This window comes from Streptosporangium sp. NPDC087985 (assembly GCF_044741965.1).
Classification (GTDB): domain Bacteria; phylum Actinomycetota; class Actinomycetes; order Streptosporangiales; family Streptosporangiaceae; genus Streptosporangium.
Genome location: NZ_JBIUTQ010000002.1, coordinates 563,638 through 589,018, shown reverse-complemented (window position 1 = coordinate 589,018; position 25,381 = coordinate 563,638). Strand labels below are relative to the sequence as shown.

Below are 25,381 nucleotides of genomic sequence, written 5' to 3'. Positions count from 1 at the left end.
GGCGACCGCACCCCGTCCGGCGAGCCGGACCCGTGCAACCGGCCCCTCGGTGAACGGCGCCCCCTAGCCGAGGGCGCGGTCGAGGTTGAACGCGGCACTGATCAGCGCGAGATGGGCGAAGGCCTGCGGGAAGTTGCCGAGCTGCTCGCCGGTCCGCCCGATCTCCTCGGCGTACAGACCGAGATGGTTGGCGTAGGTGAGCATCTTCTCGAAGGCCAGTCGCGCCTCGTCGAGACGCCCGGCGCGGGTGAGCGCCTCGACGTACCAGAACGAGCAGATCGAGAACGTGCCGTCCTGCCCCCGCAGCCCGTCCGGACTGGCCTCGGGGTCGTAGCGGTAGACCAGCGAGTCGGACACCAGGCTCCTGCCGAGCGCGTCGAGGGTGGACAGCCACTTCGGGTCGGTGGGGGCGATGAACTTGGCCAGCGGCATCATCAGCACGGAGGCGTCGAGGACGTCGTCGTCGAAGTGCTGGACGAACGCCTGCAGCGGGGCCGACCAGCCGCGCCGCATGATCTGCCGGTAGATCGCGTCGCGGGCCCGCTGCCAGTGCGGCGTGTTGGCGGGCAGTCCCCGGTGGGCGGCCATCCGCATGGCCCGTTCGATCGCCACCCAGCACATCAGCCGCGAGTAGACGAAGTCCTTGCGGCCGCCACGCGTCTCCCAGATGCCCTCGTCGGGCCGGTCCCAGTTGTCGCAGACCCAGTCCACCAGGGTGTGGACCTCTTCCCAGTCGTCGCTGGAGATGGGCTGGCACAGCTTGTTATAGAGGTAGATCGAGTCGATGAGAGCCCCGTAGATGTCCAGCTGGAGCTGGTGGGCGGCCGCGTTCCCGATCCGGACCGGGGAGGAACCCTGGTAGCCCTCGAAGTGGGACAGCTCGACCTCGGGGAGTTCGGTGCGCCCGTCGATGCCGTACATGATCTGCAGCGGGCCCGACAGACCGCCGCCGCTGCAGTTGACATGCTTGGACAGGAAGCCGATGAACGCCGCCGCCTCCTCGCTGAAGCCCAGCCTGAGCAGCGCGTACACGCAGAACGCCGAGTCGCGGATCCAGACGTAGCGGTAGTCCCAGTTGCGCTCCCCGCCGATCTGTTCGGGCAGGCTGGTCGTCGCCGCGGCCACGATCCCGCCGGTCGGCGCGTACGTGAGCAGCTTGAGCGTCAGCGCGGAACGGTGCACCATCTCCCGCCACCGGCCGCGATAGCGCGACGCGGACAGCCAGCGCCGCCAGAACGCGACCGTGGCGGTGAACTCCTGCTCGGCCTCGACGATCGGGCATGACCGGGGCGCCACGCCGTCACCGAGCACGTCGAGAGCGAACACCGTGCTCTCGCCCTCGCTGAGCTTGAACTCCGACCACACGTCCGGGCCGTCGGCCTCGAGGGGCGTGCAGGCGGTCAGCGCCAGGGACAGCGACGGCGACTCGAAGGTCGCCCGGCCGTCCCGCAGGCTCAGCCGGTGCGACTGCCTTCCGTAGTCGAAGCGTGGCGCGACCCGCGCCCGGAACGGCAGCATCCCCCGGACGCACAGCACCCGCCGGATCAGCCGGTGCCGGTCGATCTCACCCGGGTCGCCGGCGATCGGCATGAAGTCCTGGATCTCCCCGACCCCGTCGGCGGCGAAGAACCGGGTGATCAGCACGTTGGTGTCGGGAAAGTAGAACTGCTTGGTTCTCGCCGGCACGTCGGCGGTCAGCTCGAACGATCCGCCCCGGTCGGCGTCGAGGATCGAGGCGAACACGCTCGGCGCGTCGAAACGCGGGCAGCAGTACCAGCTGACCGTACCGCGGGTGTCCACGAGTGCCACAGTGCGCAGGTCGCCGATCAACCCGTGGTCGGCGATCGGCGGGTATCGGGGAGCGTCTACCGATCCCGGAGGATAAGCGGATCCCGCTGCCGTCATGTCAGCCTTCTCCCCATCGCAACCCCGCGCCTTATGTCCCCCAAGCTATGCGTCCGAGGTCGTCGCCAGGGTCTGCTCCGCGTCAAGGGGCCGGAAGGTTTTGGGAGAGGTCCACGGACCCGTCGGAAGGCTCTCCGGTCAGTCGACCGGGTCGAGACGGAAAACCGGATGGTCGGCGGGATCGGGCATCCCATCAAAGAAGCGTCGCACCTGCCACCGGCCCCTGTAGGCGGCGATGACGTGTGACCGCTGCTCTCCGGACACTTCCACAGCCAGGTACGCACGCCGTCGGCCACGCCTCTGCAGGGTGCAGCGGCCGGCGGCACGGAGGTTACGCACCCAATGGGTCTGGCCTCGCATGGAGACCAGATACCGGTCGCCGGTGAGCTCGAGCACGTTGACCGGCACGCGCTGAAGGACACCCGTCTGGCGTCGCACCACCTCCAGCGTGCTGGCCGTTCCCAGCCATCGCGTCAGGGAATTGAGCACCCGTACGGTGAACCAGCCTGGACGCCGGTATCCATCCGTCATTTCCACAACTCCCCCTGCCTGGTCAGCCGGTCGGTGTGGTGCGATCGGTCATGATCTGACCTCATCACGAGCGGGGCATGGAGGACCATGACCGGCTCGGTCGCCGACGATACCCTGAGGGTATGGATCGGTTGGAGACGCGCGAGCTGGCCTATTTCGTGGCGGTCGCCGAGGAGCTGAACTTCAGCCGGGCGGCGCAGCGGCTCGGTATCGCCCAGCCACCCCTGTCCAGGGCTATCAAGCAGCTCGAACGTCGCCTCGGCGTGATCCTGCTGGAGCGGACCAGCAGGAAGGTCATTCTCACGGCCGCCGGGCGGACGCTGCTCCACGAGGGCAGGAGGGTCCTGAGCGGGGTGGCGGCAGCCGCCCGGCGGACCCAGCGGGCGGGCCGGCCCGATCCGAGACTGGTCCTGGTGACGAAAGCCGTCGGGGACGGTGGCATGCTGCCGGAGATCCTGACCACCTACGAGAGCGAACCGGACGCGATCCCGGTGGACGTGCTCTTCTGCGGTTTCGGTGAACAGGCGGCCCTGTTGCGCGGAGGACACGCGGACGTCGGGCTGCTGCACGGCTCGCCAGACCTGGACGGCCTCGACACCGAGGACCTGTTGATCGAGCGGCAGGTGGTGGTGCTCCCGGCCCGGCATCGGTTGGCCGGGAGAGCGGCGGTGACCCTGGCGGATCTGGACGGCGAGATCACGCCCCACTGGCCAGGCATGCTCCAGGGCGGCGCCCAAGGCCCCGAGGTCCATGACGCCGGGCAGCTGGTACAGCTCATCGCCGTAGGGCGAGTGATCGCTATCCTGCCGGAGTCGGCCCTGGGCTATCTGGGCGGCGACCTGGTGGGCGTGCCTGTCCTCGACGCGCCACCGAGCACAATGATGATCGCCTGGCCGGAGCAGAGCCGCTCTCCGGCCCTCGCCGCGTTCGTCCGCGCGGCGACCGCCGTCGCCGCGCTCCGCAGATCACCACCGGCGTCCTTCCCGACAGGAGCGGCGGTGGGTCAGGAGGCCCGTTAGCGGCGCGGCCTCACCGCTGGGCGAACCGGTCGAGTGTGCCGACGAGCAGCTCGCCCATCGCGGCGCTCCCGGTGTGCCCCGAGTCGCCGATGACGTGCAACTCCGCGTCGGGCCAGGCCTGGGCCAGCTCCCAGGCGGTGCCGAGCGGGCTGCCCAGATCGTGACGGCCGTGGACCAGGACGCCGGGGATTCCGGCCAGCCGTCCCGCGTCACGGAGCAGGGCGCCCTCCTCCAGCCACGCACCGTTGGAGAAGTAGTGCGCGCAGATGCGGACGAACGCCAGTGTCGCGGCGGGCGGACGATCGCTGTAGGCGTTCGGCTTGCCGTTGGGCTCCAGAGAGATCACCGCGTCCTCCCAGTTCATCCAGTCGGTCGCGGCCCTCGCCCGCACGTCCGGATCGGGGTCCTCCATGAGGCGGGCGTAGGCCGCCACGAGGTCGCCGTCGCGGTCGGCCTCGGGGACACCGGCCCGGAAGCGGTCCCACTCCTCGGGGAAGAAGCGCCCCACCCCCCGATACAGCCAGTCGGTCTCCGAGCGCCGGGTCATGGTGACGGCGGGGATGACGATCTCCGACACCCGGTGCGGGTGACGCTCGGCGTAGGCGAGGATCAGCGTGGACCCCCAGGAGCCGCCGTAGAGCAGCCAGCGGTCGATGCCGAGGTGCTCGCGCAGCTTCTCCATGTCGGCGATCAGGTGCTCGGTGGTGTTGAGGCTCATGTCGGTCGCGGGGTCGCTCGCGTGCGGGGTACTCCGTCCGCAGCCACGCTGGTCGAACAGGACCACCCGGTAGCGCTCGGGGTCGAAGGTCCGGCGGACGCTGGTGGAGCACCCCGAGCCGGGCCCGCCGTGAACGACGAGGGCGGGCTTGCCGTCCGGGTTGCCGCAGACCTCCCAGTAGACGAGGTTGCCGTCACCGGTGTCGAGCATGCCGTGCTCGTACGGCTCGATCGGGGGGTAGGCCTTGGCCATGTCGTCGTTCCCTTCGGTGTCTCGTGTAGGAGCGACAAGAATACGACAGCACTGTTACATTAGCCGAATGGATTTCTCCGCGTCCGGGCCGGAGCTGCTCGGCACCCGGCTGCGCCACCTGCTCAACCTCCTGGACGCCGGCGTCGCCGCCGTCTACACCGACCTCGGGCTGGACGGCTTCCGGCCGCGGTTCACCCCGGTCATCCGGATCCTGGCTGCCTCGGGCCCCTGCCCCATCAGCGACCTGGCACACGCGACCGGCGTGACCCACTCGGCGGCGAGCCAGACCGTGGCCCAGATGGCCGAGGACGGACTGGTCGTCCTCGCCCCGGGCAACGACGCGCGCCAACGGATCGTCAGCCTGACGCCGAAGGCCGAGTCTCTCCTCCCGGCACTGGAGACCGAATGGGCGGCCACTGCCGCCGCAGCCGTCGAATTCGAGGCCGAGCTGTCATTCCCCCTGAGCCGGCTCGTCGACGAGGCACTCGACGCCCTGCACCGGCGCCCGATGCGCCAGCGAATCGCCGCCGCGGCGAACCTCACCGACCAGCCCCTGGCGGCTGCAGAAGAGGTTCGGCCCTGTCGTTAGCTCACATGCCGCCAACGACCACCGCCCGATAGACCGCTCCGATCGGCACCTCACCGCACGGAGAGCTGGTCAAAAGCGGCGAGCTCGTCGGGGCCCGGCCGTTCGAAGTGCTTGGACCACCACAGATCGAGTTCGGCCTCGGAGATGCGGAACGTGCCCGAGGGCAGGTCCGCGTTACGCCGTGCCAGGCGTCTCCGCAGTTCCTCACGTGGCGGGTCAAGTACGCACAGCACCACGCGTGCGCCCAGTTCCCGCGCCTGCAACCGGTAATGGTCACGCTCCTCCCGCGACCAGAGCCCCCAGTCGATCACCACGTTGCACCCCAACCGCAGCACGCGTACGGCGACATCCCACTGCATCTGCTCGATGGGAGCGCGGAGCGCGTCGAGCTCGGGCCCGCGCTCCGGATGGAGCCGATGCAGCCACTCGTCGGCCGTCAGCCGGAGCGCCGACCGTTCGCGCTCCAGGCGTTTGGCCAGGGTCGTTTTTCCGGAGCCCGGCAGACCACAGGTCAGGAACAGAGTGGCCATGGGAGCCCCTTCCTGGGCGTCCTCCGTTTATTCCAGAGTCCTTACCCATATCCACGCCCGGAAGTTCTGGTAGTTGGGGGCCTCCTTCTGCCCGGCAAAGGAAGTCCACGGTAGTCACAGATCGTGGCGCAGCGCGGACGGCTACGCATCCGGGACATTTACATTGTCCGATTTGCGATAGCCTCACTACCAAGATCATAAAAATGATGAAACAGGGTGTGTCTTCATGGGATTGTCGCTGGACCGCTCCGACATGTCTCACTCCGCACGTCTTGCCGGCTACGGTGCCGCCTCCACCGCCCTGGCGTTGCTGAGCGATCGACGGCTGGGCAATCTCGTGGACGAGGCTCCGCTCATTAGCTCCGGGGTGGGTGGCACGGCGGTGTTGTTGGAAATCGAAGGCACACCGGTCTTCGCGAAACAAGTTCCTCTCACCGATCTGGAAAGACGCCCGGAGAACGTCATGTCCACGGCGAACGTATTCCGGCTCCCCACATTCTGTCAGTACGGGCTGGGTTCGGGGTCGGGGTTCGGCGTGTGGCGCGAGCTGGCCGTACATGCCATGACGACCAATTGGGTGCTCGGAAGGCAATGTGAGAGTTTCCCGCTGATGTATCACTGGCGAGTGCTGGCGGGGCCGCCACCTCGCACACCAACGTCCGAGGAGCGAGCGGACCTGGCACGCACGGTCGCGTACTGGGACGGTTCGCCGGCGGTGCGCGAGCGGCTTGAGGCGGTCACGCGGTCATCGGCCAGTGTCGTGCTGTTTCTTGAGTACATCCCCCAGAACCTGCACGAGTGGCTGACCGCACAGGTCGCCCTCGGTGATGACGCCGTCGAATCGGCGTGCGCCATGGTGGAACGGAGCCTGAGAACCGGCGTCTCCTTCATGAACTCGAATGGACTCCTACACTTCGACGCCCATTTTGAGAATATCCTCACAGACGGCCGGCACCTCTACTTCGCGGATTTCGGCCTTGCGAAGAGCTCTCGATTCGATTTCGAAGAATCCGAATCCGGCTTCTTCGCGGAACACCTGAGTTATGACCGAGACTATACGACAGCTCATCTGGTCAACTGGCTGGCCACCGCCCTGTGCAGTCAGATGGATCGTAAGGCGCTCCTTCGGGAATATGCCGAGGGCGGGAATCCCGGAAATCTTCCCAAATCGGTGACAGCGATCATCAAGCGTTATGCGCCGATCGTCGCCGTCATGAACAAGTTTTATCGAGAGCTGCAGACCGAGAGCAGAACCACCCCCTATCCGGTCGATGAGGTCAACCGAGCCTGGTGTGACGTTCCTTAGCGGGTGTTGCGTTTACTCCTGATCAGTCTGATCAGGGGCATCATGGATGACACAGAGAAAATGCTGTCATGCCGAAACTCCTATACCCGGGCACCACGAGACAGCGGGGAGGAGCATCAGATCCACAAACTCGCTGGTGCCCGGCACGCCCCTACCGACTGGATCCAACGCGCCCAGATCATCGCGTTGAGCCGGGATGCAATACGCCGGCCCGACGATCGCCGCCCTGAGGGCAGGCGCCAACCGCGCGGCGTCCTTGGGCACACTGGCTGGCCAGCCGTACGCAAGGCTCAGACCCGGTGATGCAGGGAACCGACTGCTTCAAGGACGGATTGTTCCCCCGACGGGCTCTCTTCTGACGTCGGCTACCACGCCCCCGGCGGGGACAGGTGGTCGTCACCCGGCCGTTTCCCCGCAGTTCAGAGGCGTGGTAGCCGAACTTGGGGGGCAGGGGCAGGTCAGCGGTCGAACTCGCCGGTCTTGATGCCACCGATGAAGGATCCCCACTCGGCGGGAGTGAAGAGCAACTTGGGGCCGTCAGGGTCCTTGCTGTCACGGACCGCGACCACCCCAGGCAGGTTGGCAGCGACCTCTACACACTGACCGCCATTTCCACCGGAACGCGACGACTTCCGCCACACCGCGGCACTCAGATCCATTCCCGCCTCACATCCTCGATCATTTTGAGGGACATGTGCTCAGGATAGGCCCAGAGCCGGATCGCCTCATAGCGCTTTCGGATTGCAGTCACGGAATCGAGGTCCGTCGTGACCTGCCCTTCAGCCGAAGAGTCCACGTGAATAGCTTCCGGTTTGCCGTCCGGAAGTTCAGCGATCATGAAGGCACCCATTAGGCCTGTCAGGCATTCCGAGCCGACAATCTGAATGGAGACAGTTGGTCTCTGGGCGACCTCCAGCAGATGGCCGAGTTGTTCGTGCATCGCCTCGGCTCCACCGACCTTACGGCGTAGCACGCCCTCGTCAATGAGTATGCGAAGCGCAAAGGGATTGCTCCGGTCGAGGATCCCCTGTCGCTGTATACGGTTCTGGACCCGCTTCTCCACCTCTTCGGGAGTGATCTCAGGCTCCTGGCTGAAGATATTCCGGGCGTAGGACTCCGTCTGGAGAAGGCCCGGGACGAGGAGAGGATCCCAGGAGCGTAGGACGAGAGCGATGGGTTCGATCTCCTCGGCCCAGTCGCGGAACCAGACCGGGCTGCCGGACTGGGCGATGATGCGTTGGTAGAGCCGGGTGAAGGAGGCGCCGTCGGCCGTCCCGAAGAGCCGGTCCAGCCTCTCTGCGTCGGACTTCGATGGGGTGCGGGTGGCCTTCTCCAGGCGGCACACCTGGGTCTGGGTGCAGCCAAGGCGGGAAGCCACGGCAGTCTGCGAGAGCTCTGCGGCCTCACGCAGACGGCGCATCTCGGCGCCGAATCGCACGCGGGGAGAGCCAGGGTCGAGAGAGGGCACCCCATCCATTGCGTTTCCTCCCGATTTAGAAAAAACGGACCTATTATCCGATCGGCGATACCAAAACCAGTCTGGGGTAGACCAACGACCGTCATCATCTGCTCTGGCTTGGATTTTCGAGCCGGTAGCCGATCAACTCTCGGTACGGCATTCTAGGCACAGAAATTCCTTCCATGACAGTCCAATAAAGAAAGCAGTTCATCGCCTTCTTAACCGGAGACGGATCAGACCACACACGAATGCGACAGCACCCTTCACTCCCGGTAACAAATGCCAGAAAGCACCCGAAAGACGAACCCATGACGGTAAGCAAGCTGCCGGCCGGACGGATCACGGCTCCAGCCCGCGAGGACATGCCTCCGCCAGGCCGACAACGGCGGGTGGAGCCGCTCCATCGACGCGAAGACGACCCTCACTGACAGACGGATATGGGAAGGCTGTGGCGAAGGCGAGCCGAGTGGGTAAGGATTGGGTACGTCCCGGCATCAGCCGTCCCCCGGAGGTACTGAATGCGTTTCGTCCGGTTACTGGCCGTCGGCCTGGCGCTGGTGATGGCGGCATCGGGATGCACTTCCGGGCCTTCACTGAAAGAGGCGGCGGCGGAGCTACAGAAAGACGTGCAGCGGCTAGAGACAGATGATCTCTTCAAGAATCCACTCATGAAACTGCGTATCCTGCAGCGTCCGGACAAGGACATCCGCTGCGACAAAGACAAGTTCAGACGGGTACTGCGGGCCACGGCCGATGATGAACGTGTCAACGAACCATTGGACTCTCATCTGGGCCGAGCCCAAGCACTGATGGAGAACGTCCTTACTCAAAAGTTCGGATACAAGTTGGAGCATGACTTCAGTCAGATGGATACTGATGAAGGAAGATTCATCCACGGCGCGAAGAAGGACCTGGGTATCACGGTGACCGTGTATGTGGCTTCGGAGGCTCCCACTTGGCGACTGCACGCGATGACCGCATGTTTGCCGCAGTGAGGAAACCGAATCAATTCCAGACTCTTAGCTGCTCTTTGGCTTGTTCGCTGGTCAGGAACTGTGAGGAGTACTCGATCTTTTTGTCTAAGCTGTCGTTACGGTCCATCCACTTTTCGTAAGGTGTCAATTTCTGCCGGAGCACCTGCTCCCATTTCTTATCCTCGCTAGCTTCCTGCTTCGCCTCTGCTAAGAGCTCGTCATAAGTCTTGAGATTGCCAGTGCTCTTGCTGATGAGCTCGGTAGGCGGTTCGCTCGCTGGGTAACCGGCCTCATGAAGGAGGTGAGCCATGTCGTACTTCTGGCGGAGGACGAAGTCCGACCGAGCTCCGGTGGCTTCCTCGACCCGTGTCTCGAAGCTGTCGGCCCAGCCGTCGAGAACGCCGCTGATTACATATGCCTTGGTCAGCTCCCATCCCGTTCCCACGATGGGAATTTGGTCGACCCCGAGGGCAAGGGTGTTCTTGGTGATGTCGAGGATCAAATCGTTGGTGGCGTCCTGCTCACCGCGCACATCTAATGTCGCCTTAAACTCCACGCCAGCGAGGTCGCCGAACACCCTCGCCGTGTCCTCGAAATACCTGGTCCCACCTTGCACATCCAGACGGGCTGCTGCCGTCAGCGTGTCATGGCGGAATTGCGCCGCAGTCTTGTCGAAGTCGTCGGTGAGCTGCTTGTCCCCGACAAAAGTCTTGAAGAAGCGATGAGTGTCGCCCGGGCTGAGGTAGAACGCCGGGGTCACGCCGGGAAGGGGGGTCCAATGGTCTGGGACCTTGAGTCCGGAGGTCCGGTCCACGGCCTTGTCGAAGCGGGCGCCCGAGGCCAGTTCGTGGATGTAGGACTTCGCGATGGTGGCCATGGAGCCCCGGGCGGGCTCCGGGAGGCCGTCGCCGAAGGAGCCCGCGGCCCTGATCGCGTCCAGGGTGAAGGCGGCGGCGGCCGGGCTGTGCTGCCCGGGCTTCTCGGTCGTGGCCTCGGTGCCCGCCTCCATGACCCGGCCGAAGGCGCCAGCCACCTCGTCCCCGGTGCCCGCCCCCTTGGCGTAGTCGAGGAACCGCTTCATCTTCTCGACCTGGCTCAGTTTGACGTCGGCCCCGCCCATCGCGGTGAACGCGTCCCGCGCGGCCGTGCCGTCTCCGGCAAGCACCTCCAGTCCCAGCGCGACCACGTCGGAGGGCAGGCCATACGCCTTGACCTCGGTGGCTCCGGCGGCGCGCCAGTCCTGCCGGGGCTTCTTCACGAAATCGTCCAGGACCAGGGCGCGGGCCGCCGCGCTGCGGACGCCCGAGGGAGCGTTCGCGCCTTTGAGCAGCGCGAGCCGGTTCCATGCGGCGACCTTGCTGCCGGCCGGCTTCACCAGGTCGCTTCTGACCTTGGCGAACGCCGGGACGAGGGTGGGGGCACTCAGTGCCGCGCCGAGGGCCTTGCTAAAGGCGGCCAGGTCCTGCTTGGCGGTCTTGCTGCCGGTGTTCGCGATGAGGCTCGGCAGGCTGTCGCGGACCTGCGGGGACAGCAGGGCGAAGAAGGCAGCGGCGGCCTGGGGGTTGTCGGCCAGCTTGGCGACCTCGTCGGCGTGGTTGTGGATGACCTCGCCCTGGAGCTCGCCCGCGAAGTTCACGAAGATGTCCTTGCCGTACATGCTCGCCAGGCCCTGGGCGGTCTCGAAGCCCTCCAGCTCGTCGGGGAGACGGACGAACGACGGCCGGTCGCCTCCGCCGCCCAGCTCCGGGGCGCCGTCGCCCAGGGCTCTGATCAGGTCGATCCGGCCGTGGAGCATGGAGACCTGCGTGCCGCCCCAGTCGGCGATGTCGGCGATCTCCCGCAGCGCGGGGGTACTGATCCCGTTCTGGCGGAGCTTTCCCTCGAATTCCCGGCTGAAAGCGGTCAGCCGGTCCGCCGCGCCGCGCAGGGAGGTGGCGAGCTGTCCCATCTCCTCGGGATCGATGCCGCAGAACTCGGCGGTGGGTGCCATCGAGCGTTCCCCTTCGCGGTCACGACGGTCATATGCGCCCGGCCATCTCCCGGCGCATGGTGTCCGCCTGGGACTCGGTCACCATGGCGGGCTGCCGGCGCAGCTCCTCCTCGATCGCGTCCATCACGCGCTGCGCGAGCCGCCCCAACCTCTGGTGCCGGTCTTCCAGCTCGGTGGTCCACGTGGCGGCCGTCGGTCCCGTCCAGACCTTCCCCGACCGCATCGCCGAGGAGGCGCGCTGGTAGGCCTGCCGTACCTCGTGCGCCCTGTCCGCAACCTCCGCGAGGAGACGCTGCAGTTCCGCGCGCCGGGGATTGGGCACCATCGGCTCGGCCACGCCACCCCCGTCCTCTCCGGACCCCGCGATGAAAGAAAAAATCTAATACCACACTAGGTATTGATCGTCTATGTCGACAAGACCCGGCCACCGCCGAAATCGCGATCCCATCGCCGTAGCCGTAGCTTTGAGAGTGGACGAGTCGGGTATTTCAGTCATTCCATCTCACGCTAAATCGACCACCATTGGGACAGCGAGTGTCACTGTTTGAAGATCACACCGACGCGATAGAAATCGCCGCCAAGACCGCGTCATGGATATGTGTCGTCGCCGTTTTCGCACTGTTCATCACCGGCCGTTCAGAAATGCCCCTGCCCATGGCCATGGCCATCGCCATCGCCTCGGTAGCCCGTATCACCCTGTACCAGATCAAGAAGACCCGAACACGCTGGGACGAGGAGGACGCCGAAGAACGGGAAATACGCCGTGAGCAGCAGCACCTGAAGCGTGAACAGGAGCTGCGCCTCCAGATTCAGCGACAACAGCGGCCGGAGCGTTACTGAGGTTAAATCTCCGGAGTCAGGCCAGGTTGAAGAGCAGTCTGGTCTCAGCAAAGAAGCCGGTGATAAAGCCGGGGCGCGGTAGATCAACCAACTACGCTGCCCGGGCTTCAGGCAGACCAGGTCGGCGATGGGCGAAGAGCTTGGTTTAGGCCGCAGCGCGGTCCGCGAACGGGCGGCGGCGCCGGGTGGTGTCGACCAGCACCGGCGAGCGCCAGGCACCGTCCGGGTGGTAGACGTTGGTCCCGGGCGGCACGATTTCGTCGATCCGGTCGAGGGTCGCGTCGTCGAGGGTGAGTGAGGCACCCTTCAGCAGCGTCTCCAACTGGTCCGTGGTCCGCGGCCCGATGATCACCGAGGTGACGCCGGGATGCGCCACGGTGAAGGCCACGGCCAGCTCGGGCAGGGAGCAGCCGATGCCATCCGCGACCTCGACAAGCTGTTCGACGATGTCCAGCTTGGTGGCGTTCACGGAAAGCGAGGGATCAAAGCGCGCCGGCGTCAGCGCGGCGCGGCCGGTGGCGAGATCGATGGGCTGCCCCTTGCGGTACCTGCCGGTCAGAAAGCCCGAGGCCAGCGGGCTCCAGGTCAGCACACCCATCCCCAACCGCTGGCAGACCGGCAGCACGGAGGTCTCGATGCCCCGGGCCAGCAGCGAATACGGCGGCTGCTCGGTCCTGAAACGCTGCAGGCCGCGGCGCTCGGCGACGTGATACGCCTCGACGATCTCATCGGCCGGGAACGTGGAGCAGCCGAAGGCGCGGATCTTGCCCTGGTGTACGAGGTCGCTCAGCGCGGAAAGCGTCTCCTCGATATCGGTCGTGTGGTCGGGACGGTGGATCTGGTAGAGGTCTATCCAGTCGGTCTGCAGGCGCTTGAGGCTCTCCTCGACCTCCCTGATGATCCAGCGTCGGGAGTTGCCACTGCGGTTCGGGCCATCGCCCATCCGGAAGTGCACCTTGGTGGCGAGCACGACGTCGTCACGGCGGCCGCGCAGCGCCTTCCCCACGATCTCCTCCGACTCGCCCGCCGAGTACATGTCCGCGGTGTCGATGAAGTTGATCCCCTGGTCGAGGGCGGCGTGGATGATGCGGGCACAATCTTCGTGGTCGGGGTTGCCGACAGCGCCGAACATCATGGTTCCGAGACAGTGGACACTTACTTCGATGCCAGTACCGCCGAGGACGCGGTAGCGCATGGTCATGCTCCCTTAGTGGTCATGGATAGGGGCGATCATGCGGGGTACTCTAGGTTCTAGAGTCAGCTCTAGGGCAACCTCTACTCTGGAGGGCATGCCTGAAGTCGTGCAGAGCCTGAGCATCGGACAGGTCGCCGAACGCACCGGTTTGAGCGTGCACGCGCTGCGCTTCTATGAGCGTGAAGGCATCCTGGCCAATCCCGTACGACGTGGCCCCGGCGGGCGTCGCTTCTACAGCGAGGACGACGTGGAATGGCTGCGGCTCTGCATCATCCTCCGCGCCTCCGGCATGCCTCTCCCCGCGATCCGCCAGTACACCGAACTCGTCAGACAGGGTTCCGGCACCGAGGAAGAGCGGCTCACGCTGCTGCGCCGGCACCGGGAGAACGTGATCGCCCAGATCGACAAGCTGACCCACTGTCTGGACCTGATCACCTTCAAGGTCGGGGTGTACGAAGACCACCTCGAACATGGCCCCGTCGAGCACATGTGCGGCGCGTCGTCGCTGCCGGAGCACGCCGAACGGGATTAGTGGGTCACTCCTGCTGGCTGTACAGGTTGAGGCAGCGTGCGGTGTCCTCGACCTTGCGCATGTGCTCGTGGGCCGCCGGGCCGAGTGCCATGAGAAGGCCGGCGACGACCGCCTCGACGGCGGCGAAGGTGGGGACGAGGCTGTCGTACGGCGAGGGCGCCCCCACCTGGCACGGCAGGACGACGTCGGCCACCGAGGCGGCGGGGGACAGCCATGGATCGGTGAACACAATGACCCGAGCGCCCTGCTCCCTGGCCTGCCTGGCCAGTGCCAGGGACCCCGGCTCGTACCGCCGGTAGTCGAACAGCACGAGCACGTCCTTGCGACCGAGCCTCGCCAGCAGGGCGGCCCGTTCGACGCTCAGATCCGGCAGCGCGTGGACGTTGTCGCGCATCTGGACCAGGTGCAGCGCGAGGTATCGGCCGGTGAGCTGACTGAAGCGGCCGCCGAAGATCAGGATCCGGCGGCCGGGATCGGCGAGCAGGTTGACGGCGGCCTGGAAGTCGTCGGGCGGGATCGTGGTGAACGTCTGCCCGACCGACTCCTGGAACACCTGGCCGGAGGACCGGAGCAGCGTCGCCGCGTCCGAAGCGGTGCGCGAGCCGTACTCCGTGGTCTCGTAGAGCGTTATCGGCGAGGCGTCGCGCTCGCTGAGCTCGTCGCGCAGCGCGTCCTGGAACTCCGGGAAGCCACCGAAGCCCAGCCGCCCGGCGAAGCGCAGCACGGTGGGGGCGCTGACGCCGGCCCGTTCGGCGAGCCGGGCCACGGTCTCCAGCCCGGCCGCCGGGTAGGAGGCCAGGAGGGCGCGGGCGACCTTGCGTTCGGCGGGGCTGCACTCGCCCAGCCGTTCCCTGATCACGTCGCTGATCCGCGCCACTCGCTGGTCCCTCTCCATCATCGATGATCCTATTGCCGGTTATCGCCGCAAGGCGGCCTCATTCCTTGGTGATCGACACCCACAGGTCGGCGAAGCTACCGGAGGCCCAGGCGCGGAAGCCGTCCTCCTTGGTGAGCGTCACTCGGAACCGCGGGTTGGACTCCAGGGTGAGCCCGTACGTGCTCCGCGACCTGCCCGCGGTGGCGAGGTCGAGGGCGACATCGGTCATCTCGTACGAGCCGAAGATGTCCTGGCTAGGCGTCTTCGCGGTCCGGCCCTTCGCCTCGTGCAGGGGACTGGAGACCCGCGGGCTCCAGGTGTAGGGGTCGTAGGTGTCTCCGCTGGTGAGGTAGCTCCACCGGACCCCGGTCGTCCCATCAGCCTGCCGCATATCGAGAACCGAGATGCCGCGCTGACCGAGGACGGTCAGCCTCTCGCGGCCGGTGCCGACGCCGGTCACCTCGAGGGCGGTGTTGGGGTCGAGGCCGAACACCCGGTCGTGACCGGTGTCGGCGGCGAGCTTGATCGAGCGGCCCTGCCTGCCCCGCTGGGAGAAGTGGGAGTCGAGCAGGCCGTGGGTGAAGAACCCGAAACCGCCCGCCGGGTGGTAGCCGAGCCTGTCGTCCTCGAAGTAACCCGGCTGCGCGCCGTCGCGCAGGCCCAGATAGCTGACGCCGCCGGTGACCATGTCGCGTCCGGCGTGGATCTGGGCGCCCGCGCTGGTGCCCGCGACGACGGCCCCCTCGTTGAGCCGGTCGCGGATCGCGCGCAGCACGAGCGAGTCCTTCCCATCCCGGATCATGGTCAGAACATAGCGGTACTGGTCGCCGCCGCCGAAGAAGAATCCGGTCATCGAGCGCACGCGCGCGGCGAGGGCCGGGTCGTCGGCCGCGGTCATGTGGTCCAGGTCGATCGGGACCCACTCCGCCGAGCCCGCGCCGTGCTTCTTCAGCAGGTCGGCGTAGAACTTCCCGTTGGCCTCGCTGTTGCTGGCGTCGGGGGTCCCGGCGTCCGGGTCCTGCGACAGGGGGACGGACGCGGCGGTGAACACGCCGAAGCGGGCGTTCGCGCCGCCGGCGCGGTCGACCATCTCGCCGTAGATCTGGTGGTTGGTGTCGGCGAGCGCGCCGCCGACGAGGATCAGCGTGCCGCCTTGGGTTCTGGCCTCGGCCGGTACGGCTACCGCGGCGGCCAGCAGGCCGGCGGTGAGGGCGACGACGGCGGTTCTGCGGGTGAGGGGGGTCATGGCGTCTCCTGTAGTGAATTGATCAGGGTGACGAGGAGGCTGATCCGGGGCCCGACCGAGGTCAGGTCGAGCCACTCGGCGTCGGAGTGGTCGCCGCCGCCGACGGGACCCAGCCCGTCGAGGGTCGGCGTCGGGGCGCAGAGGTTGGCGTCGCCGACTCCTCCGGTGACGGCGGCGCCCACCTCCAGCCCGACAGAGCGTGCGGCGGCCTGAGCGGTGGCGACCAGCCGCTCGTCCGCCTCCATTGGGCTGCACACCAGGCCTCGCCGTACGGTCGCGCGGGTGCCCGGCACGCCGGGATCGGCGGCGAGCAGCTCCACGGCCTGAAGCACGGCGTCGAAGTCCCGCATGTCGGTGGCCCTGACCTCCAGCTCGATGGAGGCCGTGGGGCAGACGATGTTGGGCCGGGACCCGGCCCGGATGACGCCGACGTTGACCGTCACGCCGGGGGCGAGGCCGTTGAGCCCCTGTAGGGCGACCGTGAGGTGGGCTGCTGCGAGGGCGGCGTTGGCCCCGCGCTCGGGTTCGATCCCGGCATGCGCGGCCTTTCCCTCGATCTCAACGGTCAGGTCGGCGGCGCCCTTGCGGGCCTTGACCAGGTCGCCGTTCTCCCGGGCGCCCTCCAGGCACAGGACGTAGGCCGCCTCGCGGGCGAGCGCCTCGATGATCGGCCTGCTGCCCGGCGCGCCGATCTCCTCGTCTGGGGAGCAGCAGAAGACCAGTTCGTCGTACGGCTCACGCCCCTGCTCGATCAGCGACTCCAGGGCGTACAGGCCGGCGAGCAGGCCGCCCTTGTCGTCGCAGACCCCGGGTCCGTAGGCGGTCGTCCCCTCGATCCGGAACGGCCTGGCGGCGGCCGTGCCGTCGTCGAAGACGGTGTCCATGTGCCCGATCAGCAGGATCTTCGGGCCGCCGTTGCCCTTCCTGCGGCCGATCACGACGTCGCCGAGGCCCGTGGTGATCCGTTCCACCGAGCAGCCGAGCTGGACGAGCCGGCCCTGGCAGAAATCAGCGACCTTGTTGACGCCCGCCGCGTTGTAGGAGCCGCTGTCGATGTTGACGAGAAGTTCCAGGTCGCGGACGAATCCGTGGGTGTTCATAGCACCTTCGAGAGGAACGCCTTGGTGCGTTCGTGTTGGGGGGTGACGAGAACCTCGCTGGGAGGGCCGTACTCGACGACCACGCCGTCGTCCATGAAAACCGCCATGTCGGCGACTTCGCGCGCGAACCCGATCTCGTGGGTGACGACGAGCATGGTCATGCCCTCGGTGGCCAGCTCGCGCATGACATCGAGGACGTCGCCGACGAGCTCGGGGTCGAGCGCCGACGTCGGCTCGTCGAACAGCATCAGCTTGGGCCGCATCGCCAGCGCGCGGGCGATCGCGACCCGCTGCTGCTGCCCGCCGGACAGCTGTGCGGGATAGGCCTTCTCCTTGTCCTGGAGGCCGACCTTGGCCAGGAGCTCCCTGGCCTGCCGTACGGCCTCCGCCCTGGGCACGCCCTTCACTCGGACGGGCGCCTCAACGATGTTCTCCAGCGCGGTCATGTGCGGGAACAGGTTGAAGCGCTGGAAGACCATGCCGATGTCGCGGCGCTGCCGGGCCACCTCCTTGTCCCTCAGCTCGCGGAGTCTGCCGCCCTGCAGGGCATAGCCGACCAGGCGGCCGTCGACTTCGAGGCGGCCTGAGTCGATCTTCTCCAGGTGGTTGACGCACCGCAGGAACGTGCTCTTGCCGGAGCCGCTCGGACCGAGCAGGCACACGACCTGTCCCTTCTCGACCGTCAGGTCGATGCCCTTGAGCACCTCCAGCTTGCCGAAGCTCTTGCGGACGCCTACTGCTCGGATCACCGGATCCTCCCGAACATCCGCCGGAACATGCCCGGGCTCTGCTGGAGCGTGCCGCGCCCGAACCTGCGTTCGAGGTAGGCCTGCGGCACCGACAGCAGCGAGGTCAGCACCAGATACCAGACGCAGGCGACGATGAGCAGCGGGAGCTGCTTGAAGTTCTGGCTGTAGATCCGCTGCACCTGGGTCATCAGCTCGGCAGCCGAGATCACCGAAACCAGCGCCGTGGTCTTCAGCATGTTGAGCGTCTCGTTTCCCATCGGGGGCACGATGATCCGCATGGCCTGCGGAAGTACGATCCGCCGCATGGTCTGCGCCGGTGACATGCCGAGGGAGTGCGCGGCCTCGGTCTGCCCGTGGTCGACTGCCTGGATCCCCGCCCGGATGATCTCGGCGGCGTAGGCCGCCTCGTTCAGGCCGAGCGCGAGCAGGGCCGCAATCATGGGCGTGATGACCTGGCTCGAGGGGGCTGACCAGAAGACCACGTCGGTGAACGGGATGCCCAGCGAGATGTCGGAGTAGAACAGGCCGAAGAATCCCCAGAAGATGATCTGGACGAGCAACGGCGTTCCCCGGAGCAGCCAGACGAACGCTCCCGCGCTGAGCGACAGCACGGGGTTGGCCGACAGCCGCATCACCGCGACAAGCGTGCCGCCGATCACGCCGATCACCATCGAGGCGGCCGTGAGCCAGATCGTTACGACCAGGCCGTCGAGAATGACGCCCTTGAACAGGTAGTCGCGGACCGATGGCAGGTCGAGGTTCGGGTTCCTGAGCACCGAGTTCAGCAGGGCCGCCAGCAGAAGCAGCACCACAGCGGCGCCCACCCACCGGCCGTAGTGGCGGACCGGGATCGCCTTGAGCGTCTCTGGCGCCGCCGAGCCCGGTGCGGGCCCGGCGGCCTGGTTGCCTGCCATGATCAGTCGACCGCCGCGTTGATCGTCACGGTCGTGATGCCGATGGACTCGGCGTCGTACTTGGCGAGGATCTTGGCGTAGCTCCCGTCGTCGATCAAGGCCTGGAGGGCCTTCTGCATCGCCTCGGCCAGTTGCTTGTTCTTGTTGGCCACACCGATGCCGTTCGGGGAGGCGTTGTACCCGCCCATCGCGGCCGGGTCGTCGATGGCCTGGAAGGCGTTACCCCCGTCGGTGGTCTGGGCCGTGTAGATCGCGGCGGGCTTCGTCATGAGCGAGGCGATGACGGTGCCCGACTTGAGGGCGAGCTGGATGTCGACGTCCTTCGGGTACTCCTTCTTGTCGACCGCGGGCTTGCCCGCCGCCTTGCAGTCGGCCTGCCACTTGTCGATGAGCTTCGACTGGTTGGTGGCGGCCTGCGCCGCCACCTTCTTCCCGCACAGGTCGGTGTGCGCGGCGATGCCCTCCGGATTGCCCTTCTTGACCAGAATGCCCGTGCCGGACACCGAGTAGTCGACGAAGGTCAGCACCGCCTGCCGCTCCTTGTTGTCCGTCATCGCCGACATCACCGCGTCGAACTGGTCGGTCTGGATGGCCGGGATGATGCCGTCCCACTTCTGCACGGCGAACTCGAACGGCACGCCCAGCTTCGCCCCGATGGCATGGCCGAGATCCACGTCGATCCCGGTGAGCTCCTGGCTCCCCTCGGAGACAAACATCTCGAACGGCGCGTAGGGCGGTTCGGTGGCGACACGGACCTTCCCCGCGCTCTTGATCTGGTCCGGGAGGAGCCCCGCCAGGGCGGGGTCGGCGGTGATGGGCACTCCGGCGATGGTTGTGGCCTGTGGCGCCTGGCTGGCGGAGGCGGAGGCGGCGCCGGTCGTGGCCGGATCGGCCGCCGTGGTGCTCTTCCCGCACGCGGCGGCGGTGAGCAGGGTGACTCCGGTGAGCAGCAGGGTGAGTCTGCGCATGATCGCACCTCGTTGGTGGGGGCTCTGACGAGTGGACCAGACATTACAGATATCCATTCCTGCCGTGAAGGTGTAACGGACGTAACGTCTCTGCAACGGCTCCCGCACCGGTCGATCGTTACGAATGTTACATATTTACGGCCCGCCCCATCGGATGTACCGTCTGCGTCACAACCGGCTCGGTCATCATCGAGGTGATCCGCGCCAGCCGTACGTCGCTGCTCGTGGTGAGCTTCACCGCCTTCGGCGTTGCCGAAGTGGCCCGAGAACTGGCCAGGGCGTCCAGGCGCGGCCTCCAGCCGATCGAGCGCTCGCCCACAACCTCGAAGTCGGCGTGATCCTCCGTGATCCCGACGTGGTGCGCAGACTCGTCAGGCATTTCCGCGCGCTCATGCGACCTGAGGACGGTCCGCTGCGTCCTACCGGGTGACGCTCAGTCGCGTTCCAGCACGGTGAACCCGAACGGCGCCTCCAACTCCTGCTCGCCGTACGGACGAGGACGCCCGAGCACAGGACTCGCGGCGCGGTGAAGGGAACGTGTGCAGCAGAAGGGGTGCCGTAGCGGGTCGGGCGCCTGGGCGTAGAGTCTCCGGCTGAACAGAGGCGAGACCTGAGAGGTGCGCGGTGCGGTTTTTTCGAGGAGGGCTGGCGATGGCCCTGCTGGCGGCGGTGTGCGGTTGCGCGGTGACCGGTTGGGGCGAGCGCCCGCAGGCGGCCGAGAGCACCACCGTGGCTACACCCTCCCCGAAGGACGCCAAGAACGGTAAGGACGCCAAGAAGCCCGCCGACGCGCGCGAGCTCTACCTGGAGTCGCTGCGGCAGCAGGCGATGCAACCATCGGTCAACCTGGTGCAGGAGTACTACCGGCAGGAGAAGTTCTATCCCGGCGGCAGTCGTAACGTCGTGGTCTCGGGGTTCGACTACCGGACCAAAGACGTGCGCCTGGAGAAATCACAGGTGACCGTGGCAGGTGGAAAGACCTGGACGGCGTGGGCAACCTGGTGCCGCGGTAAGGAGGAATGGTTCTGGGCCGGTGAGGGCGACTGGGAGATGAGATCCTCCACCCGGTGCCCGAGCCTCCCCTCCCAGGTGTGGCTCAACGACGGTCTCGGCGTCGGCGGGCTGACCGAGAAGCAGGCCGACATCTTCGTCGGGCAACTCGGCAACTATCAGGGGTTGATCAAAGGCCGTGGGATGAGCGTCGTCAAACGGGATGGCAAGCCGTACGTGCGCCTCGAGATCAGCGTGAAGCCGCTGCGGTTCGGCACCGGGTCAGCGGTTGGCGCGGGCCTGTACCATGACGCGTTCAAGTACACCGAACTCGACTCGTTCACCCACCCGTACAGCTTGCTGGCCAACGGCGGGTCCGCTGTGGACATCATCCGCTACATCGACCCCGAGACCCGGCTGCCCGTTTACTCGGAGATGCTGGAGACCGGCAAGGGCACCTGGACGATGCACCGGGTCGTTTACGAATTCGGCAGCCCCGTGGGCAAGAGCACCCTTCCCGCCAGACCTGGCATCACCCGGCTGACATGGCAGCCGGAGGGGATCTGACGAGGACGTCCGCCATGGAGGTCGTCACCGGCCATGGCCCGGCCGCCCTACTTGTAGCGGAAGTAGACGAACAGGCGGCCGTGGTTCTTGGAGTCCTTGTCGATGCGGTGATAGAGGGCCTTGATCTCCTTCTGCTCCAGGAAGCGCAGGACCTTCTTCTTGAGCTGGCCGGAGCCCTTCCCGGGGATGATCTCGACCTCGGTGGCCTTCTTCCTGATGGCCTCGTCGATGATGCCGCGCAGCGCCTTGTCGATCTCACCGCCACGGTTGAAGATCGGGTGCAGATCCAGCTTCAGTTTCACGCGCCCAAGCCTCTCATCCTCCCGCCCCCCGGGTGAGCCCACCCTCCCCGGAACAAATCAGGCAATAAGCATCAAATCACGTAAACAACGAAACATGGCCATTTACGCGTCGGTCCACGGGGAATCCGGGACGGCCACGGTGAGTGCCCGGCCGGCCATCGGCGCCGGCGTTTCGTTCACCGGCCACGATGAGGTCCTGCCGGATCGCGGGGCGGCCCTGCCATCAAAGTTGACCAACTCGGGCGCTAATTGTGGCAATTTCCGGATCTAGGCAAATAAATAACCTCTGGTTAGGCTCCCAGTCATGATCGTCCGCCTTTACAGGCGGTCGCTCTCTCGTCACCCAACGGGGAGGGCCGAGGCCTCCTCAGCCATGCCCTGATCCGGGCATGTCCGGGTGACCTCACCCCTCCCATGGCGTGACGTGGTCATGCGTCCCCACAGGGAGGTCTCGTTGCTCAGGAAGTCCCAGTTATCACGGATCAGGCGTGTGGCGGTGCTCGCCGCCGGCGTCGGACTCGTCGCGGCGATGGCGCCGCCGGCGAGCGCGGATCCGCCCCCCACCCCGGACACCGGAAAGTGGACGGCAACCCCGCTGACCGGAGGCGAATCGGTCCAGGGCGCCAAGTCCACGACCGGCAAGCTCGCCCAGAGCGACCAGGCTCTTCTGGAGTCCACCTCGGACGCCACCGTCAACGTGATGGTCAAACTCGACTACGACTCGTACGCCGCCTATCAGGGTGAGCTCGAAGGACTTCCTGCGACAAGCCCCTCCAAGACCGGCAGGGCGCTTGATATCAAAAGCGCCGAGGCCAAGAAATACGAAAAGCACATCGAGGAAGTCGAGAACGCCTTCCTCTCCGGCCTGGCCAAGATGCCGGGCGCCCGGGCCGGGCAGAAGCTGCGCACCGTCTACGGCGGGATCGCGCTGCGGATCCCCGCCAACAAGGCAGCCGAGCTGCTGAAACTGCCCGGGGTGGCGGCCGTCCAGGAGGACAGGCCCGAGCAGCTCCTGACCGACTCCAGCGCCTCCTTCATCGGGGCCCCCACGATCTACAGCCAGCTGGGCGGCAGCGCCTCGTCCGGCAAGGGCGTCATCGTCGGCATCCTGGACTCCGGTGTCTGGCCGGAGCACCCCCAGTTCGCCGATCCCGGCACGCTGCCCCCCGTACCTCCGACCAAGGACGGCACCCCGCGCGTCTGCAACTTCGGGAACAACCCGCTGACGCCGGGGACCGGCCCGTTCGTCTGCAACCGGAAGCTGATCGGCGGCGCGCCGTTCCTCGACACCTACAACTCGGTGTTCGGCGGCGAGGTCTACCCCACCAGCGCCCGTGACTCCAACGGTCACGGCACCCACACCGCGACCACCTCGGCCGGCGGCCCGGTGGCCGACGCCAACCCGCTCGGCATCAGCCGCGGGCCGATCCATGGCATGGCTCCGGCGGCGCACGTGTCGGTCTACAAGGTCTGCGGCGTGCAGGGCTGCTACCCCTCCGACTCCGCGCAGGCGGTGGGCCGGGCCATCCTCGACGGCGTCCGTGTGATCAACTTCTCGATCTCCGGCGGCACCTCCCCCTACAGCGACCCGGTGGAGCTGGCCTTCCTCGACGCCTACGCGGCGGGCGTCCTCGTCTCCGCCTCGGCGGGCAACGAGGGCCCCGGAGCGGCCACCGTCAACCACCTCGGCCCGTGGGTGACCACCGTGGCGGCCTCCACGCAGAGCAGGACCTTCCAGTCCACGGTCACGCTGAACGGCTCGGGCGGCGCGAAGACCACGGTCAAGGGCGCCTCCATCACGGCCGGCGTCACCTCGTCGCTCCCGGTGGTGCTCGCCTCGGCAGCGCCGTACTACAACGCGCTGTGTACGGCACCGGCCCCTCCGGGCCTGTTCACCGGCAAGATCGTCGTCTGTGAGCGCGGCGCGGGCCGGGTCATGAAGGGCTACAACGTCCTTAGGGGCGGCGCGGCCGGCATGATCCTCACCAACACCACGCCGCTCGACGTGATGACCGACAACCACTGGATCCCGACAGTCCACCTCGACAAGCCCGACGGCGACACCCTGCAGGCCTTCCTGTCGGCCAACCCCGGGACGACCGGCTCGTTCACCCAGGGCACCAAGGCCACCTGGCAGGGCGACGCGATGACCACGTTCTCCTCGCGGGGACCGGGTGGCGACTTCCTCAAGCCGGACGTCACCGCGCCCGGCCTGCACATCCTGGCCGGGCAGACGCCGACGCTGGAGGACCCGGCGGGTGGCCCGCAGGGCAACCTGTACCAGGTCATCGCCGGCACCTCGATGTCGTCACCGCACGTCGCGGGCGCCTCGGCGCTGGTCTTCGCGCTGCATCCCGACTGGACCCCGGGCCAGGTCAAGTCCGCGCTGGAGACGACGGCCAAGACCTCGGTCACCAAGCAGGACCGCGTCACACCCGCCGACCCGTTCGACCTCGGCGGCGGCCGTATCGACCTGACCAAGGCCGGCGACCCGGGTCTGACGCTGAACGAGACCGCGGAGAACTTCGCCGCCTCCGCGAACGACCCGCTGAACCGCATCGATCTCAACCTGCCGTCGGTGAACGCCCCGACCATGCCGGGTCTCATCACCGCCAAGCGGACGCTCACCAATGTCACCGACAAGACGCTTGTCTACACCGCCACGGGCACGACCGTGAGCGGGGCGAACGTCTCGGTGCAGCCGTCCCGGTTCAACGTCAAGCGGGGCAAGAGCGTCGAGATCACCGTGGTGGTCACCGCGCCGGACCTGCCCGAGGGGCAGTACTTCGGCCAGGTGAACCTCAAGCAGGTGAACGGCAACCGCGACCTGCACCTGCCGGTCGCGTTCTACCGCAAGCAAGGCGCCGTCCCGGTCGAGCAGACCTGCGTGCCGGACACCATCGCCCGCAACACCGGCGAGTCCACCTGCACGGTGAGCGTGCAGAACAACACCCTTGAGGACGCCGAGGTCACGGCGGTCAGCACGCTGGACGGCAAGCTGCAGCTGAATTCGGTGACCGGCGCCACCAAGGTCGGCTCCCAGACCGCGACGGCTAAGACCACCCTGACCGCCAAGCAGCCGGACAGGCCGAGCATCGCGCCCGGCACCGGGCCCGCGCCCTACCTGCCGCTCGACGCCTTCGGCATCGCGCCGACGCCGATCGGCGACGAGCAGGCGCTGAACTACACCGTTCCGGCGTTCGTCTACGCAGGCAAGACCTACACCCGGCTCGGCATCGTCTCCAACGGCTACACGATCCCCGGAGGCACCTCGGGCTCCGCCGACATCGACTACGAACCGCAGACCCTGCCCGACCCGGCCAGACCGAACAACGTGCTCGCCACCTACTGGACCGACCTGGACGGCACCGGCGCGCCGGGCGTCTACGTAGCGACCCTGACCGACGGCGTGGACACCTGGCTCGTCGTGGAATGGCGGGTCAACCCCTACGGCACGAGGAACACCAAGGTGTTCCAGCAGTGGATCGGGCTGAACGGGACCGAGGACATCACCTACACCTACAACCCGAGCAGGCTTCCCGGAAATCCGCCGGCGGGCTACGGCCTGACCGTCGGTGCCGAGAACAGCGATGGTACGGCCGGCTCCCAGATCACCGGGCCGCCGACCCAGGACCTGCGGGTGACCAGCACCCCCGGAGCCCCCGGCGGCACCCTGACCTACACGATGAAGGTCAAGGGAGTCAGCAAGGGGACCGGGACGGTGACGACGAGTACGTCGACACCGCAGGTGAAGGGCACCACGATCAAGGTCGACAAGATAACCGTGCAGTAGCGGACCCCGTGGGGCCCGGCACCGGAGTGCCGGGC

At 66.9% G+C, this 25,381-nt stretch carries 25 protein-coding genes; 8 read left to right on the top strand and 17 right to left on the bottom strand.

The window, feature by feature from the left end:
• Positions 1-63: 63 nt before the first annotated feature.
• Complete coding sequence (locus ACIN94_RS08005; protein WP_400701158.1) at positions 64-1,905, bottom strand: glycoside hydrolase family 15 protein; 1,842 nt, start codon at positions 1,903-1,905, stop codon at positions 64-66.
• Positions 1,906-2,043: 138 nt separating this feature from the next.
• Positions 2,044-2,436: a nitroreductase family deazaflavin-dependent oxidoreductase gene (locus tag ACIN94_RS08000; RefSeq protein ID WP_400701155.1), complete on the bottom strand. Its 393-nt coding sequence runs from the start codon at positions 2,434-2,436 to the stop codon at positions 2,044-2,046.
• A 122-nt stretch (positions 2,437-2,558) separates the two neighbouring features.
• Between ACIN94_RS08000 and ACIN94_RS07995 the strand changes: the two genes are divergently transcribed.
• Positions 2,559-3,455: a LysR family transcriptional regulator gene (locus ACIN94_RS07995; RefSeq protein ID WP_400701152.1), complete on the top strand. Its 897-nt coding sequence runs from the start codon at positions 2,559-2,561 to the stop codon at positions 3,453-3,455.
• A 10-nt stretch (positions 3,456-3,465) separates the two neighbouring features.
• Here the strand turns inward: ACIN94_RS07995 and pip are convergent, their stop codons facing one another.
• Positions 3,466-4,425 carry a prolyl aminopeptidase gene (gene pip, locus ACIN94_RS07990; protein ID WP_400701149.1) on the bottom strand — a complete coding sequence of 320 codons (960 nt, stop codon included), beginning with the start codon at positions 4,423-4,425 and terminating at the stop codon, positions 3,466-3,468.
• A 67-nt stretch (positions 4,426-4,492) separates the two neighbouring features.
• Between pip and ACIN94_RS07985 the strand changes: the two genes are divergently transcribed.
• Positions 4,493-5,014, top strand: coding sequence for a MarR family winged helix-turn-helix transcriptional regulator (locus ACIN94_RS07985; protein WP_400701146.1), 522 nt, complete (start codon positions 4,493-4,495; stop codon positions 5,012-5,014).
• Positions 5,015-5,064: 50 nt separating this feature from the next.
• On the opposite strand, the gene ACIN94_RS07980 is transcribed toward ACIN94_RS07985, so the two are convergent.
• The gene (locus ACIN94_RS07980; RefSeq protein WP_400701143.1) at positions 5,065-5,544 is read right to left on the bottom strand and encodes an AAA family ATPase; all 480 of its coding nucleotides are present in this window, start codon (positions 5,542-5,544) and stop codon (positions 5,065-5,067) included.
• A gap of 226 nt (positions 5,545-5,770) precedes the next feature.
• Here ACIN94_RS07980 and ACIN94_RS07975 point away from each other — a divergent pair, with 226 nt between their 5' ends.
• Positions 5,771-6,850: a serine/threonine protein phosphatase gene (locus ACIN94_RS07975; protein WP_400701140.1), complete on the top strand. Its 1,080-nt coding sequence runs from the start codon at positions 5,771-5,773 to the stop codon at positions 6,848-6,850.
• A gap of 458 nt (positions 6,851-7,308) precedes the next feature.
• Here the strand turns inward: ACIN94_RS07975 and ACIN94_RS07970 are convergent, their stop codons facing one another.
• Together ACIN94_RS07970 and ACIN94_RS07965 are read right to left on the bottom strand one after the other, a co-directional pair.
• Positions 7,309-7,509 carry a DUF397 domain-containing protein gene (locus ACIN94_RS07970; protein ID WP_400701137.1) on the bottom strand — a complete coding sequence of 67 codons (201 nt, stop codon included), beginning with the start codon at positions 7,507-7,509 and terminating at the stop codon, positions 7,309-7,311.
• On the bottom strand, positions 7,500-8,327 hold the full coding sequence (locus tag ACIN94_RS07965; protein WP_400701134.1) for a helix-turn-helix domain-containing protein: 828 nt from the start codon (positions 8,325-8,327) through the stop codon (positions 7,500-7,502). The genes ACIN94_RS07970 and ACIN94_RS07965 overlap by 10 nt, the downstream gene beginning before the upstream one ends.
• A 500-nt stretch (positions 8,328-8,827) precedes the next feature.
• Between ACIN94_RS07965 and ACIN94_RS07960 the strand changes: the two genes are divergently transcribed.
• Positions 8,828-9,304, top strand: coding sequence for a hypothetical protein (locus ACIN94_RS07960; protein ID WP_400701131.1), 477 nt, complete (start codon positions 8,828-8,830; stop codon positions 9,302-9,304).
• Between the two features lie 10 nt (positions 9,305-9,314).
• Here the strand turns inward: ACIN94_RS07960 and ACIN94_RS07955 are convergent, their stop codons facing one another.
• A complete protein-coding gene (locus ACIN94_RS07955; protein WP_400701128.1) occupies positions 9,315-11,273 on the bottom strand; it encodes a hypothetical protein in 1,959 nt (652 codons plus the stop codon).
• Between the two features lie 28 nt (positions 11,274-11,301).
• On the bottom strand, positions 11,302-11,610 hold the full coding sequence (locus ACIN94_RS07950; protein ID WP_400701125.1) for a hypothetical protein: 309 nt from the start codon (positions 11,608-11,610) through the stop codon (positions 11,302-11,304).
• 197 nt (positions 11,611-11,807) lie between these two features.
• Between ACIN94_RS07950 and ACIN94_RS07945 the strand changes: the two genes are divergently transcribed.
• Complete coding sequence (locus ACIN94_RS07945) at positions 11,808-12,113, top strand: hypothetical protein (RefSeq protein WP_400701122.1); 306 nt, start codon at positions 11,808-11,810, stop codon at positions 12,111-12,113.
• 145 nt (positions 12,114-12,258) lie between these two features.
• On the opposite strand, the gene ACIN94_RS07940 is transcribed toward ACIN94_RS07945, so the two are convergent.
• Entirely contained in the window at positions 12,259-13,308 is a 1,050-nt protein-coding gene (locus tag ACIN94_RS07940; protein ID WP_400701119.1) for an aldo/keto reductase, read from the bottom strand.
• A 94-nt stretch (positions 13,309-13,402) separates the two neighbouring features.
• Between ACIN94_RS07940 and ACIN94_RS07935 the strand changes: the two genes are divergently transcribed.
• On the top strand, positions 13,403-13,840 hold the full coding sequence (locus ACIN94_RS07935; protein ID WP_400701116.1) for a MerR family transcriptional regulator: 438 nt from the start codon (positions 13,403-13,405) through the stop codon (positions 13,838-13,840).
• A 4-nt stretch (positions 13,841-13,844) separates the two neighbouring features.
• Here the strand turns inward: ACIN94_RS07935 and ACIN94_RS07930 are convergent, their stop codons facing one another.
• The 7 genes from ACIN94_RS07930 to ACIN94_RS07900 all read right to left on the bottom strand — a co-directional run bounded on the left by ACIN94_RS07930 (position 13,845) and on the right by ACIN94_RS07900 (position 20,073).
• Positions 13,845-14,738, bottom strand: coding sequence for a MurR/RpiR family transcriptional regulator (locus tag ACIN94_RS07930; RefSeq protein ID WP_400701113.1), 894 nt, complete (start codon positions 14,736-14,738; stop codon positions 13,845-13,847).
• A 37-nt stretch (positions 14,739-14,775) separates the two neighbouring features.
• Positions 14,776-15,963 (bottom strand): cyanophycinase, encoded by a 1,188-nt coding sequence (locus ACIN94_RS07925; RefSeq protein WP_400701110.1) that lies wholly within the window; start codon positions 15,961-15,963, stop codon positions 14,776-14,778.
• Positions 15,960-17,063 carry a M20 family metallopeptidase gene (locus tag ACIN94_RS07920; protein WP_400701107.1) on the bottom strand — a complete coding sequence of 368 codons (1,104 nt, stop codon included), beginning with the start codon at positions 17,061-17,063 and terminating at the stop codon, positions 15,960-15,962. Before ACIN94_RS07920 ends, ACIN94_RS07925 begins: the two co-directional genes overlap by 4 nt.
• Complete coding sequence (locus ACIN94_RS07915; protein ID WP_400701104.1) at positions 17,060-17,812, bottom strand: amino acid ABC transporter ATP-binding protein; 753 nt, start codon at positions 17,810-17,812, stop codon at positions 17,060-17,062. Before ACIN94_RS07915 ends, ACIN94_RS07920 begins: the two co-directional genes overlap by 4 nt.
• A complete protein-coding gene (locus tag ACIN94_RS07910) occupies positions 17,809-18,726 on the bottom strand; it encodes an amino acid ABC transporter permease (RefSeq protein ID WP_400701101.1) in 918 nt (305 codons plus the stop codon). The genes ACIN94_RS07915 and ACIN94_RS07910 overlap by 4 nt, the downstream gene beginning before the upstream one ends.
• A 2-nt stretch (positions 18,727-18,728) precedes the next feature.
• Entirely contained in the window at positions 18,729-19,694 is a 966-nt protein-coding gene (locus ACIN94_RS07905) for an ABC transporter substrate-binding protein (protein ID WP_400701098.1), read from the bottom strand.
• A 127-nt stretch (positions 19,695-19,821) separates the two neighbouring features.
• Positions 19,822-20,073: a hypothetical protein gene (locus tag ACIN94_RS07900; RefSeq protein ID WP_400701095.1), complete on the bottom strand. Its 252-nt coding sequence runs from the start codon at positions 20,071-20,073 to the stop codon at positions 19,822-19,824.
• A 272-nt stretch (positions 20,074-20,345) separates the two neighbouring features.
• Here ACIN94_RS07900 and ACIN94_RS07895 point away from each other — a divergent pair, with 272 nt between their 5' ends.
• A complete protein-coding gene (locus ACIN94_RS07895; RefSeq protein ID WP_400701092.1) occupies positions 20,346-21,251 on the top strand; it encodes a hypothetical protein in 906 nt (301 codons plus the stop codon).
• Between the two features lie 47 nt (positions 21,252-21,298).
• On the opposite strand, the gene ACIN94_RS07890 is transcribed toward ACIN94_RS07895, so the two are convergent.
• Positions 21,299-21,553, bottom strand: coding sequence for a Smr/MutS family protein (locus tag ACIN94_RS07890; protein WP_326821594.1), 255 nt, complete (start codon positions 21,551-21,553; stop codon positions 21,299-21,301).
• A 490-nt stretch (positions 21,554-22,043) separates the two neighbouring features.
• On the opposite strand from ACIN94_RS07890, the gene ACIN94_RS07885 reads away from it, so the two are divergent.
• Positions 22,044-25,346 (top strand): S8 family serine peptidase, encoded by a 3,303-nt coding sequence (locus ACIN94_RS07885; protein ID WP_400701088.1) that lies wholly within the window; start codon positions 22,044-22,046, stop codon positions 25,344-25,346.
• Positions 25,347-25,381 lie beyond the last annotated feature (35 nt).